13 protein-coding genes and 2 pseudogenes are annotated in these 14,728 nt (G+C 61.4%); 4 read left to right on the top strand and 11 right to left on the bottom strand.

Annotated features, from left to right (window positions below; genetic code table 11):
- Positions 1-18 precede the first annotated feature (18 nt).
- Positions 19-303: a copper-binding protein gene (locus J2Y63_RS29495; RefSeq protein WP_077546222.1), complete on the top strand. Its 285-nt coding sequence runs from the start codon at positions 19-21 to the stop codon at positions 301-303.
- Between the two features lie 38 nt (positions 304-341).
- Here J2Y63_RS29495 and J2Y63_RS29500 read toward each other — a convergent pair whose 3' ends face one another.
- The 9 genes from J2Y63_RS29500 to J2Y63_RS29540 all read right to left on the bottom strand — a co-directional run bounded on the left by J2Y63_RS29500 (position 342) and on the right by J2Y63_RS29540 (position 8,322).
- Positions 342-710, bottom strand: coding sequence for a hypothetical protein (locus tag J2Y63_RS29500; protein ID WP_052821447.1), 369 nt, complete (start codon positions 708-710; stop codon positions 342-344).
- Positions 711-835: 125 nt separating this feature from the next.
- Positions 836-1,267, bottom strand: a complete 432-nt coding sequence (locus J2Y63_RS29505; protein WP_037094849.1) for a c-type cytochrome — start codon at positions 1,265-1,267, stop codon at positions 836-838.
- 141 nt (positions 1,268-1,408) lie between these two features.
- The gene (locus tag J2Y63_RS29510) at positions 1,409-1,843 is read right to left on the bottom strand and encodes a c-type cytochrome (protein WP_306041719.1); all 435 of its coding nucleotides are present in this window, start codon (positions 1,841-1,843) and stop codon (positions 1,409-1,411) included.
- Positions 1,840-3,324 carry a multicopper oxidase family protein gene (locus J2Y63_RS29515; RefSeq protein WP_306041721.1) on the bottom strand — a complete coding sequence of 495 codons (1,485 nt, stop codon included), beginning with the start codon at positions 3,322-3,324 and terminating at the stop codon, positions 1,840-1,842. The genes J2Y63_RS29510 and J2Y63_RS29515 overlap by 4 nt, the downstream gene beginning before the upstream one ends.
- A gap of 75 nt (positions 3,325-3,399) precedes the next feature.
- Complete coding sequence (locus J2Y63_RS29520) at positions 3,400-3,801, bottom strand: hypothetical protein (RefSeq protein ID WP_094542215.1); 402 nt, start codon at positions 3,799-3,801, stop codon at positions 3,400-3,402.
- A 70-nt stretch (positions 3,802-3,871) separates the two neighbouring features.
- Positions 3,872-5,011: a cytochrome D1 domain-containing protein gene (locus tag J2Y63_RS29525; RefSeq protein ID WP_234190684.1), complete on the bottom strand. Its 1,140-nt coding sequence runs from the start codon at positions 5,009-5,011 to the stop codon at positions 3,872-3,874.
- 970 nt (positions 5,012-5,981) lie between these two features.
- The gene (locus J2Y63_RS29530) at positions 5,982-6,506 is read right to left on the bottom strand and encodes a cytochrome b (RefSeq protein ID WP_306041725.1); all 525 of its coding nucleotides are present in this window, start codon (positions 6,504-6,506) and stop codon (positions 5,982-5,984) included.
- Positions 6,503-8,035, bottom strand: a complete 1,533-nt coding sequence (locus tag J2Y63_RS29535; protein ID WP_080843324.1) for a thymidine phosphorylase family protein — start codon at positions 8,033-8,035, stop codon at positions 6,503-6,505. Before J2Y63_RS29535 ends, J2Y63_RS29530 begins: the two co-directional genes overlap by 4 nt.
- Complete coding sequence (locus J2Y63_RS29540; protein ID WP_374817246.1) at positions 8,032-8,322, bottom strand: MBL fold metallo-hydrolase RNA specificity domain-containing protein; 291 nt, start codon at positions 8,320-8,322, stop codon at positions 8,032-8,034. The genes J2Y63_RS29535 and J2Y63_RS29540 overlap by 4 nt, the downstream gene beginning before the upstream one ends.
- On the opposite strand from J2Y63_RS29540, the pseudogene J2Y63_RS29545 reads away from it, so the two are divergent.
- The 3 genes and pseudogenes from J2Y63_RS29545 to J2Y63_RS29555 form a co-directional block, all read left to right on the top strand.
- A pseudogene (locus tag J2Y63_RS29545) lies at positions 8,246-10,270 on the top strand (efflux RND transporter permease subunit); the annotation flags it as partial. The gene J2Y63_RS29540 and the pseudogene J2Y63_RS29545 sit on opposite strands and share 77 nt — an antisense overlap.
- A gap of 218 nt (positions 10,271-10,488) precedes the next feature.
- A complete protein-coding gene (gene nadE, locus J2Y63_RS29550) occupies positions 10,489-11,334 on the top strand; it encodes an ammonia-dependent NAD(+) synthetase (RefSeq protein WP_094542213.1) in 846 nt (281 codons plus the stop codon).
- 370 nt (positions 11,335-11,704) lie between these two features.
- Complete coding sequence (locus J2Y63_RS29555; protein WP_094542212.1) at positions 11,705-11,914, top strand: heavy-metal-associated domain-containing protein; 210 nt, start codon at positions 11,705-11,707, stop codon at positions 11,912-11,914.
- Between the two features lie 203 nt (positions 11,915-12,117).
- Here the strand turns inward: J2Y63_RS29555 and J2Y63_RS29560 are convergent.
- Positions 12,118-12,519, bottom strand: a pseudogene (locus tag J2Y63_RS29560) (copper chaperone PCu(A)C); the annotation flags it as partial.
- 14 nt (positions 12,520-12,533) lie between these two features.
- Complete coding sequence (locus J2Y63_RS29565) at positions 12,534-14,669, bottom strand: heavy metal translocating P-type ATPase (protein WP_306041730.1); 2,136 nt, start codon at positions 14,667-14,669, stop codon at positions 12,534-12,536.
- Between the last annotated feature and the right edge of the window lie 59 nt (positions 14,670-14,728).

Here is a 14,728-nt window from a genome sequence, read left to right on the forward strand (position 1 = left end):
GGAGCAACAGAAATGACGATGAAAGCTATCACAAGAATCACACTCGCCGGCGCCGTCGCCTTCGCCTTCGGCACCGCCGCCTTCGCGCAGGAATTCACCAGCGGCACGGTCAAGAAGCTGGACGAGAAGGCGAAGAAGGTCACGCTCATCCATGAAGAGCTGAAGAACCTCGAGATGCCGGCCATGACGATGGTATTCCAGGTCGCTGATGACGCGATGCTGGAAAAGCTCAAGGTCGGCGCAAAGGTCCAGTTCGTTGCCGAGCGCGTCAACGGAAAGCTGACTGTCACCCAGGTCAAGTGAAGCACAGGGCCGCGCTGGATGCAGCGCGGCCCCGTTCCTCATGAGACCGGCAGGAGGCAGAAGGTGCGCCAGAGATCCTGCTTCCAATCCCCCGGCTCGGGCGAATCCGACAGCATAAACTCTGATTGGCCGATCATGACGGCCTTCGGCGCGGCGCATCGTACCTTTGCAAGGTGGGCGCTGTGGTCGATGAATCTGATCTGACCCTCGGGTCCGCGCTCCGTGAGCGCGACTTGCACATCGAAATTATATTCCGGGTCAAGAGAGGTTGCCGCGACGGTCACGGACAGGCTGATGGTCGTTTCATCCGCGAAATAAGACGTATGAAACGGCTGATCCTCTTGGGCATTTGACGCCGACACCAGCAAAGCCAGAACGACAAATGCGCATGTTATGCCAGTTCGCATTGCACACCCCTCCCATAGGCGACTTGGCCGCCTCATCCTATCACACCACAACTCCACTCGCAGCCGCCCGATTTCCTCAAACCCGCCTCGACAGGTCTGGCAGGGTATCTCGCCGCCAATGCTCCTCAATTGATGCCGTTCGCCCGCTGAAGCTCGCGCACATAGGCCACGATCGTAGCGACGTCGGCCCTCGTCAGACCCGGCTGAGGAGGCATGTTTCCGAATTTCCAGTGATGCGCGCGCACGCCGTTGGCGACGGCCATTTCAAAGGCGTAGTCTCCGTGGTGAGAAGGTTCGTATATCCGATGGATGAGCGGCGGGCCGGCATCGGTTCCGGCCGCGTTCTTGCCGTGGCACGCTGCACAGACGGCGTTGAAAGCTCGTTCTCCCATCTTTGCGGTGTCGGACAATGACGAAGGCACGACAACCGACAATGCCGTCCCCTGGCCCGATACTCCTCTTCTGGCTTCGTCTTCCGATCCGGTTCGATTCCAAAGCGCAAAGCCCGCAACCGCTGCCGCGGCGACGAGCAGAGCGAAGACGTTTCTCTTGTTCATTTGTGAATCCTTATGTCTTTAGGCCGCCGAACACCCTCTCTGCCGCCATCAACTGCCGAACCCGTCGGCATGAATGTGGTGGTGGGGCGGCGCGCGATGGCGATGTGGGGCCACGAAATTGTTTTCGTGGCCTCCGGCGTGTCAGCCGTTCGAGATGCGGCGTTGGTAGTCTGCCTCTCGTTGCGGCCAGGTACTCTTGATGTAGTCGAGGACAGCCTCGATCTCGGCGGAGGTCAGAGCCTCCCGAAAGCTGGGCATGTCACTCTCGTAGCCACCGCCAACCACCGCGGCGGTCCCATCGGTGATGATTGCGAGGAGCTGCCTGTCCGAATGATGCCAGGTGTGACCGGTCTTGTCATGCGGCGGCGCCGGAAGGCGGCCGCTCGTGCCCGGGCTGCGCCAGTCGGGCTGGCCTTCGAGTTTCGTGCCGTGACAGCTCGCACAGTTCGCTAGATAGACTGCCCGGCCAAGGGCGATGCGATCGCTCGCCTCCTGACCGGACCGTCCCTTTCCGACCAAGATCGCACCGGCCGCCGCCAGGAGAGTTGCGGCGACCGCGATCCAGAGCGGTTTCATGCAGCGATCCTGAACTCGGTCATCATCCCGGTGGCCAGATGCGGCATATGATGGCAATGCAACATCCAGCTCGCGGCCTCGCCGGCATCAAGGGCAACAGTGACCATCGACATCGGCGGTATGTACACGGTATCGCGGCGCGCACCTTCGAAGCGTCGCCTGTTGATGCCAACAACCTGGAATGCATGCCCATGCAGATGCATCGGGTGCCCCATCATCGACATATTGTGGAACATCAGTTCCACCCGATCGCCGCTCGTTGCGGCAACCGGCCGATGCTTGCCCCATGGTGCTCCGTCGATGGTCCAGACATAGGGCTGCATCGAGCCGCCGAGCATGATCATGTGGCTTCGATCCACCGGACGGGCGGCAAGCGTGTCGACAGCGACCAGCCGTGACTCCTGAGACAAGTCCGTGTCGAAGGCCGGGGCGTCATTCGCTGAAAGGGAATCGATCCGGTCGATCGTGGCGCCCGCGGGGGCGAGAATAATGCCGGTCCTTTCACGTTCGCCCTCCCTGAGCGCCAGAATCGGCCATGCGCGGGTCTCATTTGGAAGGTCGATCTCCAGGTCGAGACGCTGCCCCATGGCCAGCCCGAACCGCGAACCCGCGACCGGCTGGACCTCATGCCCGTCGACGGCGACGAGCCGGGCTTGTGCTTCGCCCGTGTCGATCCAGAAAACGGTGGCTGCGGCTGCGTTGATGACACGGAGGCGAACCCGGCCGCCGCGTTCGACCTGAACGACATCGGGATCGGACAGGGTTCGGTCATTGGCGAGATAGGCATCCCAGTCGTAGTCGTTGAGATCCATCGCCATGTTACCCATATCCATGGCCATCGAGCCCATTCCCCCGGCCTCGCCCTGGTTCATTCCAGGCATGCCGCCATGGTTCATGCCTTGCATCGCGCGTGACATGCCGGCAGCGCCATGTCCATCAGCGCTTGCGCTGGTGATCTCTTCCAGCACTTCTTCCGGTGTCTTGAACGCGAAGTCGTGCAGGAACAGGACGACTTCCTGCCGATCGGCGGATAGGTCTTCTGCCCTCCGGACGATCAGCGGCGCGGCGAGCAATCGCATTTCCTGGATCGGCACATGGCTGTGCATCCAGTGCGTTCCGGGCTGGGGCGCGAAATCGAAGCTGCGCGTTTCACTGGGCTGAAGAAGCGGCTGCGGCATATCCGGGACGCCGTCCTGAGCGTTCGGGGGAATCTGGCCGTGCCAATGAATGATCGTGGACTCGGCGAGATCGTTGGTCAGATCCACCCGAAATCGCTCGCCCGGATCGAGGAGCAGCCCCTGCCCGTTGGGACCAGCAAGTCCGAAAACGGTGGCCGGTCGATTGTCTATATCGAGCGTGCGGCTGGTGGCGGCCAGGCGGATCGCAGCCGCGTCCTGGCCGTAGGCCCTGATGGGGAAATGGGATGCAGCAAGCATGGCTGCGCTGGCGGCGAGGAAGCCGCGTCGTGAAAAGGTCGTCATATTCGTCACCTCGGGACGATCTGTCCCGCCTGAAAGGTCCAAATGGATCGCAGCGGGATCAGCCCCGCCGCAGGCTCAGAGGAGGCGCGATATAGGAGGGCGATCATTCCGGCCGGGAGCTGCCGCAACGAAGACGGCATCCGGCGGGAAGGGATATTTTTGCCGCGAGCTGATTTGCTTTGCCGAAGTACGCACAACCGGAAGCCAGGCCGATATTCCGGCGCAGGCGAAGGTGCACAATCCGGCATCTGCTTTGCAGGATTTCCCTTCGCTGCAAGCGGCCATCGAAGAAGAGGCTTGCTCCATGTGCTGCGTCAGCGCGGCGCGTTCCAACATCCCGGACATGCGGGTCTCGTGTGCTTGAACGGCAAAAGAAGCAGCGGCAAGCGAGATGGTTGTAACAATGATAAGCAACGCGCGAAGCATGGGCAAAGAATAGAGCCTCGCCGACCCTTTGTCCATTGATGAAGCCTGCATGCCGGCCGTCCTGCTCATAGGTTTGAGGCTTAGGTCGTGCGGGGCGGCGAAGCGCCGCCCCGACGTTGCATCACTGCGCCTGATAGGTGACGCCGTTCGGTCCCTTGCCGACAGCATATGTCTTGACCACGGACTGGCTGCCGACGTCGATCTGGGAAACGGTCCCGGCCACGATGTTGGTGACGAAGACAAAGGCTCCGTCGGCAACGACCGTCACGCCGTGAGCGCCCTTGTCCGTCTGGATGGTCTTCACGACATTCCCGCCTACGACATCGATAACCGAGACCGTCTCATCCGGCTCCGTTTCGGTTCCCTGGTTCGCGACGTAAACCAGCCGGCCATCAGGCGTGGCGTAAACCTGGATGGGCGAACGGCCGACATTGATGCGTGCGATCACCTCGCGCGACTGCGTGTCGATAACGGCGACCTTGTTTTCATCGCGCAGCGAGACATAGACCCGCTTTCCGTCAGGTGTGAAGCCGACCTGGACGGGCGCAACGCCTACCTTGATCCTGGCAACTTCCGAAAGCGCCGTTGTGTCGATAACCGAAACAGTACCGTCCTGGACATTCGCGACATAGATGGCGCTTCCATCCGGGCTCATCCGCAGGCCGTGGGGGTAGTCGCCGGTGCCGACCGTGGCGACGACCTCGCCCTTGGCAAGATCAACGACCGACAAGCTGTCGTCTTCGGAATTCGAGACGTAGGCGCGATTGCCTTGCGCGTCTGCGATCACATGCGCAGGATGCCCACCCACGGGGATCGACGCCTTCACGCCGGAGGAAATATCGGCCGCGTCGAGGACGATCAATTGGCCTGCGACAGCGGCATCACCATGTCCGTCGCCGCCATGGCCAGCCCCATTGGACGCATGAGCGTCTTCAGCTTTGCCGGCGACCGGCAGGCCCACCGCCAGCACCAAATCTTTTCCCGATACGAACTGCACGTTGTGGGGCGTGATCGGGACCGGAACGATGTCGATCTTTTCCGTGGCAAGGTCGATGCGGCTAACGGTGTTGCCAAATTCATCGGCCGTATAGACGAAGCCGGTTGCAGCAGGCTCCGCTCGGACGGTGGCGGCGAACGGAATAGCAAGCACCAGGGCCGATGCCGTCGCGAAGGCCAGCATGGCCGCACGTCTGCGAATCGCGGTTGCTGTCAGGACTGCCGCGGTGATGGAAATCGAACGGGTCGAGTGGGTCTTTAACATGGTATTCAGCTCCTCGGCTCGCAGCCTTGCGGGCTGCTCGAGCACATCTTGAGGTGAGTTTGAAAAGTGGCCCGGCGTGCGGATACCGAAGACTTCCTCGCGTGCCGCTGCCTACCGATTTCGGCAAGGTCCGTGCATGGCCCTTTCTGGCTCGCCGGCAGCCGACGATTGGAGGCTATGTCACGTCGGCGTCACGCAGAACGGCTCGTCTCCTCGGCCGTATCGTTGGGCGGCCTGGGACGCGCACGGTCGGAAGACTAAGGCATTGTGCCAGTCCTCGGGTCGGCTGGAGCACACGGACAGAACAGGCCGAAGGTGCTCAGATGACCAAGATGGATCGCGGAGGTCGCTTCTGACGACGCAACTCCGCGGATGAGGGCACGGGCGATGCAGCCGGCGAGACTGTCTCGGCGTTCAACGTGCGCCAGCTCCAGGCCGTGTTCAGCGGAGCGCAGAGGAAGCACCCGAGGCTCGACAGGCAGTGACCGCTGTCGCACGGGTGCTCGGCGCCGCGTTGGGTATCGTTGTCGCAGGGCATGCGCACGAGGAGGTCGGCACAATCCCCAGCTTGAGTCATGAGCGCCGGGATGCCCTCCCTTGAAGCAGCACGCGCTTGATGCCCGCCATCTGTGAGAAACGCCGTAAGCCCGAACGCGATGGCGAAGAAAAGGATAAACCCGCGCCGCAAGGCGGTCGCCCAATTATGCGACCTTCTGAACGCCTTGACCATTGTCACGCCGGCGGCCACCACGGCTCATCCTTCGGTTTGCTTGAATGTAGAAACTGGGGGCAAATCTAGCGCAGATCCAGAATGATCACTTTGCGCTGCATCAAACACGTAGGGATCAATGCTTGCGAGGCCGCTCACCGAAACGACCTGCGCGCCAATCTCCGCAAATGAGTGTGCTGCTCGCGCGGAGAAGCGCGCTCGACTAGATAGAATTTACCCGTGGGCTGACTGTCCGGCGCGCTATTTCGTGTTCCTGATCATTCGCCGCAGCACGTCGTCGCGACGCCAGAAGTGATGCCACAGAGCAGCGAGGGCGTGAGTGGTCGCAACGACCAGAAGCATCCAGCTCAGCAGGCTGTGCAGGGAAGCGATGCGGAACGTCACGTACATAGCGATCGTGCCTGTGATCGGCAGTGCGAGCAATAGGCCGTAGAGCACCGCATGAGTGACCCCTGCGATCATGCGCTCAAGCACCGACATGCCCTGGATCGGAGGTGGTCGGCCATATGTGAAGCGCAGAATAAGTTGACTGAGCGCCAGCGCCATAATCAGCCATCCGCTCCAGGCGTGAACCTGATGCAGGAAAAGGTCGAAGGGTTTAGGTTTCAAGAAAAGGTGCGCCATGTGCGTGCGTTGGATCGCCCAGGCCGTGGGGACCTGGATGATACACAGGATAAGGACCATCCAGTGCATCAAGCGCTGGTAGATCGAGAATGCGCCGGCCGGACGGTGCCGGCGTATCCAAATGGACAGCCGCCACGTCAACTTTCGACCTCGAAAAGGTCGCCTGCATGCGCGGCATAGTCCAGTGCGTAGCCAAGTTCACCAGCCGTCTCGGCGTGAACGTGCAAAAGCGGCTGGCCGCTGGCGATCTCGTCGCCGAGGCGGACGGCCATTTGGACGCCTGCCGCCTTCGACTCCGGCGCTCCGGCGAGCTTGGCGAGTCGGGCGATTTTGCGATTGTTGATATGGACGACGCGGCCGGCGCGCGACGCGATCAACGGATGAACCTGTGCGGCCTTCGGTGGCTCACGAAGTCCGCCTTGCGCCTCGCAGATCGCCATGAACTTCGACCAGGCACGACCGTCGACCAAGGTCGCCAACGCAAGCGCTTCACCTTTCCCCTTTGCGGCCTTTCCACCGATCTCAAGCGCGGCGCCCGCCAACAGGATCGCGCGGCGTCGCAGATCGTCCGGCGCATCCGGCGCGTTTTGAAGAACCGCCAGGACGTCGAAGGCTTCTAGACCTGGGCCGATGCCGCGCCCGACGGGTTGCGAACCGTCGGTCTGGACGCAGGTCAGGGCCAGATCGAAACGGGCAGCGACGGCGCTGAGGCGACTGGCGAGCTGATCGGCGGCCGCTTCGCTGCGCACCTTGGCGGTTGCCCCAACCGGGATGTCGATAACCACATGCGTCGAGCCAGCGGCGATTTTTTTTGAAAGGACGGAAGCGACAAGCTGTCCCTCGGTATCCACGTCGAGTTCGCGTTCGATCCGGACGAAAATGTCGTCGGCGGGGCTGAGATGCACCGCCCCGCCCCAGGCGATGCATCCGCCTTCTGCTTCCACGACGCGTCGAAGGGTTTCGATGCTGAGGTCGACAGGGGCAAGCGTTTCCATTGTGTCGGCGGTGCCGGCTGGCGAGGTAATCGCGCGCGAAGACGTCTTCGGCATGACAAGGCCATTGGCGGCCACGATCGCGACGACGATCGGCGTGGTTCGATTGCCCGGCAACCCGCCGACACAGTGCTTGTCCACAACGATCGGAGCATTCCAGCTCATCCGGTCGCCGACATCGACCATGGCGCGCGTGAGGTCAACAGTCTCGCTCTCGTCGAGAGGAAGCGCGGCACTGGCGGTCAGAAAGGCGGCGAGATGGACCTCGGTATAGCGGCCTGCGACCACGTCGCTCACGATTTCGGCAAAGGCGTGCGCGTCGAGGCGATTGCCATATATGCGACGGCGCACGCTCGTCAGAGACTCCACGGCCGGAGGATGGGTCACCGTCACATTGTCATTCTCGCTAACGCCGAGGATCTGCCAGGCTGTTTCAGAAAGACCGACTTCATCCTGAGCGAGCAATGCATCTCCTTCGACCTGAAAGAGCGTTGCCTGTACCTGTCTCGCGCCGATCGAGACGAGGACCTGGGTGCGCGCGGACAGACCCTCCGAGCGGCAGACATGGCAATCGGTGCGCATCACCACCACGGCCTGGTGCTGAGTGTGCAGCCGCAGGCGCCGCACGCGTAGCGTCGGCTGAGAAGGAACCTCGGGTTCGACGTTGTTGATCGTCATAGGTCGAAAGCCTGATTCTGGCGTGAGACGACTGCGTTCCATCCAAGCTCGCGGTCGATCCGCACGCGCAGCGCTTCGGAGGCATCGTCTTCACCATGCACGATGAACACGCGGGACGGCGGCCGACGGAAGCCGGACAGCCAGCGCATCAGCTCGTTTGCGTCGGCGTGCGCCGACAGCATGGACAGGTCCGCGACCTCTGCCCGAACCGGGATCGGTGCAAACATCATGAGCCTCGGCGGCATCGCTATCGCCATCGGCGCGATGATCGACGCGGCGATCGTCATGATCGAGAATGCCCATAAGCATCTCGAGCGTGCGCCGCCTGACAAGCCACGGGTGGAAATCCTCATAGAGGCGGCGAGCGAGGTCGGGCCGGCGCTGTTCTTCAGCCTGCTGATCATCACCGTGTCGTTCCTGCCGATCTTTACACTGGAATCGCAGGAAGGCCGGCTGTTCGGGCCGCTCGCCTTCACCAAGACTTTCTCGATGGCTGCTGCCGCCCTGCTATCGGTGACGCTTGTGCCTGCACTGATGATCCTCTTCGTTCGGGGCTATATCGTTCCCGAGCACAAGAACCCTCTCAATCGGTTCCTGATCTGGATCTACCGCCCCGTCATTGCTGGGGTGTTGCGGGTCAAGACATTGACGATTCTGGCGGCGCTCGTCATCCTCGGGGTCACTGCCTGGCCCGTCCAGCATATCGGTAGCGAGTTCATGCCCAATCTCGACGAGGGCACGCTGATGTACATGCCGACCACCTTGCCCGGCATATCGGTCACCAAGGCGGCCGAGCTGATGCAGACGCAGGACCGCATCATCAAGTCCTTCCCGGAAGTCCAAACCGTCTTTGGCAAGGCCGGGCGGGCGCTGACCGCCACCGACCCGGCGCCGACGGAGATGTTCGAGACGATCATCACCCTGAAGCCGAAGTCGGAATGGCGGCCGGGGGTCACCACCGACAGCCTGAAACAGGAGATGGACGCCGCCCTGCAGTTCCCCGGCGTCTCCAATGCCTGGACCATGCCGATCCGCGCCCGCATCGATATGCTGTCGACCGGGATCAGAACGCCCGTCGGGGTTAAAGTCTACGGTACAGATCTCGGCGAGATGGAAAAAGTCGCTCGCCAAATCGAAAGCGTGCTGAAGACAATCCCCGGTACGTCGAGCGCCTATGCCGAGCGGGTGATCGGCGGCTACTACCTCGACATCGTTCCCGATCGAACGGCGCTCGGCCGTTACGGGCTGACCATCAACGATGTCCAGGACGTTGTCGGCATGGCGCTGGGCTCCGAGGTCGTTACCCAGACGGTCGAAGGCCGGGAACGATATGGCGTGGCAATACGGTATCCACGGGCCTCGCGAAGCGATCCGCAGTCGATCGCCAGGGACGTGCAGATATCCCTGCCGGGCGGCGGGACGGTTCCTCTCGGCGAGGTCGCGGACGTCAAGCTGACGCGCGGAGCGACAACCATCCGCACCGAAAACGGCCAGCTCGCCGTCTACATCTACGTCGACATCGCCAACCGCGATCTCGGCGGCTATGTCGCCGAAGCCCAGCAGGCAGTGGCAAGGAGCGTGACGATGCCTCCAGGCTATTCCGTCGCCTGGAGCGGTCAGTTCGAATATCTCCAACGGGCCGAAGCACGACTGGCCGTCGTCGTTCCCCTGACCCTGATCTTCCTGCTGCTCTACCTGAACTTCAAGGCGCTGACGGAGACTGTCATCGTAATGCTGTCGCTGCCGTTCGCGCTGGTCGGCGGCATCTGGCTGATGTGGTGGATGGGCTTCAACGCCTCGGTGGCGGTCGCCGTCGGCTTCATTGCCCTTGCAGGCGTGGCGGCGGAAACCGGGGTGATCATGTTGATCTATCTCGACCACGCCCTGAAGGAGCAACGCGAAGCCTGCGAACAGGAGGGTCGTTCCTTCTCGAAGCCGGACCTCAATCGGGCGATCATGGTCGGCGCGGTCGAGCGCGTCCGACCGAAGATGATGACCGTCGCCGCCATCATGGCCGGCCTCGTGCCGATCCTGTGGAGGACCGGCACGGGATCGGAGATCATGCAACGGATCGCCGTACCGATGATCGGCGGCATGGTGTCGTCGACGCTGCTGACGCTGGTCGTCATTCCGGCCGTCTATGGGCTGATCAAGGGATGGCGACTGCCAGCCGCATCCGAAGCGGATCATGCTGTAACCGAGAACCAGAGGCGCAGTCTGCAGGCTGCTGAATGACCTAATGGCCGGATCCTCACGACGGCCTCGGCCATTGGTCACACAAATTAAGCCACGACCACGCGCTGCAACAGGCAACTTTCCGCTGTAAGCTTGCCGCTTCCCGGGTAGACGCCTTCCAGCCCAACTGACGAACGCGAAACAGATGACCGACATCGAGGGAATTGATCAGCCCCTATGAAAGGCCTTGACGTCACCGCGCCTGGGCTTAGCTATTGATGCGTTCGTCAAACGAAGGAACGACCTTGCTGCATCAACAGGCCGATATCATCCACGCACTCGGCGTCGCACCGAGCTTCGATGCAGCAGCAGAGACAGAACGTCGGATCGCGTTTCTGGCCGATTACCTTCGCACTAGGGCATTACGGGCCTTTGTCCTTGGCATCAGCGGCGGCGTGGATTCCCTGACCGCCGCCATCCTGGCCCAGACCGCTTCAAACCGCCTGCGCGAGCACGGCCACAAAGCGGAATTCGTCGCAGTGCGGCTCCCGTATGGCGTTCAGGCTGATGAAGCCGATGCGCAGAAAGCCTTAGCGGCGATCCGTCCCGATCGAACCGTCACCATCGACATCAAACCGGCTGCCGATGCCATGCTTGCAGAGATCCGTCGTCAGGCAGGAGAATTGTTTGAGGTAGAGAGGGTCGATTTCCACCTCGGCAATATCAAGGCACGTCAGCGCATGATTGCGCAATACGCGTTGGCGGGCGCCGTCGGCGGCTTGGTGATCGGTACGGATCACGCCGCCGAGGCGCTGATGGGGTTCTTCACGAAATTCGGAGACGGCGCTGCGGATATCCTTCCACTTTCGGGTCTTACCAAGCGCCGCGTCCGTGCAATTGCAAAGCACGTCGGAGCGCCACAGGAACTGATCGACAAGGTGCCGACCGCCGACCTAGAAAGCGATGCGCCGCTGCGTCCTGACGAGGAGGCTTACGGCGTCACCTACGACGAGATTGACGATTTTCTCGAGGGTAAGGTGATCACGGAACCAGCTCGCGAGCGAATCCTCACCATGTACACAGCGACCGCACACAAGCGAGCACTGCCGGTCACACCAGAGTAATCACAATGCCCGCCGGCAAACATATCGCATAGCATCAGGTATGAAGCGTGACCCGGTTCCACCACCATCTGATTAAGCGTGCAGGGCAGAGGCCCTGCTAAACACCTCAATCTGGGGCTTTATAGCTCTGATCTGCGTTCCTAGGTTTTTAACTCGGTACGTAGCACGATGCAGAGTGGTACTGGATCAACGGCGCTTCATTGGCTGCGGATGCCTCCCGGACATTGGCTTGGCGGCAAATGATCGAAGGGCCCAAAAATTTCTAGGAACCGTGAGCCCTTTGGGTTGACCCTGCAGCCGCTACAGGGTGCAAAGTTTTGACGCGTTGGGAAACTTAACTCACGTCAGCTTAGTCCTGAAAGGATTTCAGATGGAAACTGTAGAAATGAATGTGGTCGGAATGGACTGCGCGAGCTGTGTCGCAAAGGTCGAGAAGGGCCTACGCGCGCTTCCCGGCGTGCTGGACGTCAACGTTTCACTCGATAGCACTAGGGCGATCGTTCAGATCGATCCCGAGATCATCGGCGCCGACATACTGCAGGAGACGGTTGTGGACCTCGGATACACGGTCTCGAACTGAGCGCCCCGACGTCTCCGTCAGGCCGGTCGACCTCTTCAACATCCGGCCTGACACCGCGGCTGTCTCTCGGTTTCGACCTCGCTCAGCACGAATTGGTTCTATTGCGAGTTCCTGACCTGACAGACAGGCCGTCGAGAGGATAAGAGCACCTGGAGACCTGTGGCGATCGCAGGTTGCACGCTCCCGCCCCGCGGGCGGCGGCATCAGGGCCAGGCGCCGATTAAGATCGCGACAGGAATCGCGCCGGCAACTAAGCAGCGGTGCGGACAATCTTCAGCACGGTCAGTCAGCCTTCGGCCTGCGTCGTCATGGGCTTTGGCGGGCTTGGAAACCCCGAGCCCCTGGACAGCCAAGTCCACGGTTGTCGAGCCAGCGTTCTTGAAGTTGAGACTGACGGCGAAGCGCTCCCCTGCCGCCAGTTGCTTCCTAAGCTTCGCAAACATGATGTGCGATGCGCCCGCCCTCAAAGCTAGGGTTTCTCCCGGCATTATTTCGATCGCATCTTCGAACTGACGCATTTTGGCGACCCCCTTAACGAGGGTCGATTGATGAATTTCGAATTTCTCGGAAAGCGCTGTAGATCCGGAAAGCAGGGCATCGGCCTCCTTTCCAGTTGCTCCTACTCGATATCACGGCGGCGATGGCGAAGAAGGCGAAGTGCATTGGCTGTTACCAGGACCGTCGCCCCCGTATCAGCCAGAATCGCCATCCAAAGCGTGGTAACACCGAAAAGCGTCGTGCCGAGGAAAATGACCTTGAGACCAAGAGCGAGCCCGATATTTTGCCAGATGTTGCCAAGCGTCGCCTTTGAGAGGGCAATGAGATCGGCCACTCCCATAACCTTGTCGCGAAGCAGCGCGGCGTCGGCGGTTTCCAGCGCGACATCGGTTCCTCCGCCCATTGCCACCCCGACCGAAGCGGTGGCGAGCGCCGGAGCGTCATTGATACCGTCGCCGATCATGGCGATGGGCGCTTGCGTCTTGAGGCGCGAGATCTCGGCAAGCTTGGCGTCCGGAAGTAGTTCCGCCTTCACGTCCAGTCCGAGCGCCGATCCTATCGCTATTGCCGTGCGCTGATTGTCGCCGGTGAGCATGATAGTTTTGACGCCGATATCCTGCAGATGCCGGATGGCAGTTGCGGCGTCGTCCCGCGGCTCGTCCCTGAGCGCGATCAGGCCCTCAATCTTGCCGTTCATCATCAGAACGACGACCGTCTTTCCTTCTTCCTCAAGGTAGGTGATCCGCCGGGCAAATTCGTCATCGAGTACGGCCTGCTCGGCGGCAAATCGGGGAGACCCGACGGAGACGAAGCCGTTCTTCAACCGCGCAGTAACCGCTTTTCCGGGCGTTGCCTTGGCACCGCCGAAGCTTGCCGGCACAGATAAGCCTTTTGCGACCGCCGCTTCACCAATCGCGACGCCTAGCGGATGGCTGCTGTTCCGTTCGACGGCGGCCGCGCGGGCCAGCACATCGGCCTCTGTCCCGCCAATTGCCAACACATCCGTGACCTGCGGTCGGCCGCGGGTCAGCGTTCCTGTCTTGTCGAAGGCGACGGTCTTGACCTTTCCGAGCGTCTCAAGTGCCGCGCCGCCCTTGATAAGCAGACCCTTGCGAGCGCCGGCCGCAAGTCCGGACGCTATGGCCGCCGGCGTGGAGATGACCAGCGCACAGGGGCAGGCGATCAGGAGCGTGGAGAGGCCACGGTAGATCCACGTCGCCCACTCGCCGCCGAAGAAGATCGGCGGCACGACGATGACCAGCGCCGCCACCACCATAGCCGCCGGCGTATACCAGGCGCTGAAGCGATCGATCAGCCGTGCCATTGGTGCCTTCGACGACTGCGCTTCCTCGACCATATGAATGATGCGCGAGATTGTATTGTCGGCCGCGACATGACTGATCGCCACCCGAAGCTCGCCATTGGTGTTGATGCTGCCGGCATAGACCTTGTCGCCGACGTTCTTGGCGACCGGAACGGACTCACCTGTCACCGGAGCCTCGTTGAGTTCGGAAAAGCCCTGCGTGACTTTGCCATCGGAGGGAACACGATCGCCGGGCCGCACGACGACTATGTCGTCGATCGCCAGTTCCTCTACTGCAACCTTCTCGACCACGCCATCGCGCTCGCGAAAGGCAGTCCTTGGGACAAGATCGATCAATGCCTTGATACCAGCCCGGGCGCGGCCGGCCGCGATGGTTTCGAGAAGCTCGCCAACGGCAAACAGCAGGATTACGACCGCCGACTCCTCGGCGGCCCCAATCAGCAACGCCCCGAGCGCGGCAACCGTCATCAGCGTTTCGATGCTAAACGGCGTTCCGGAGACAGCACCGACGAAGGCACGTCTTGCGAACGGAACGATGGCGATCAGCGCCGCTACCGAGTAAGCGATCTGACCCCAGTCCGGAGATACGTGGGCGATGCTCCAGGCAACTGCAAACATCGCGCCAGTGAAGATGACGAGACGCCCCTTCTTACCCTTCCACCATGCCTGGTCGTGGTAGTCCGGGAGCTGGCTGGCACCAGCTTGATTGTCCGCGCCCGCTGAAATTGGGGTGAAGCCGAGCCCTTTGATCTTGTCCTCGACAGTCTGCGGCGAGGTCCTGTCCTTATCCAGCATGATGACCATGCTTTCCTGACTGTAATTGACATTGATGTCGCTGACGCCTGGCAAGCGCTTCATCGCGTTTTCAATCTTCATTGCGCAGGCAGCGCAATCCATGCCCTTGATCTTCAATTTCAACGCGCTGGAAGCCATGACGTCACCTCGACAATTACGAACTGGCGCCTTACATGAGGCCTGTAGCAACTACAGGG

The sequence above is a fragment of the Shinella sp. BE166 genome (genome assembly GCF_051201095.1).
Taxonomy (GTDB): domain Bacteria; phylum Pseudomonadota; class Alphaproteobacteria; order Rhizobiales; family Rhizobiaceae; genus Shinella; species Shinella lacus.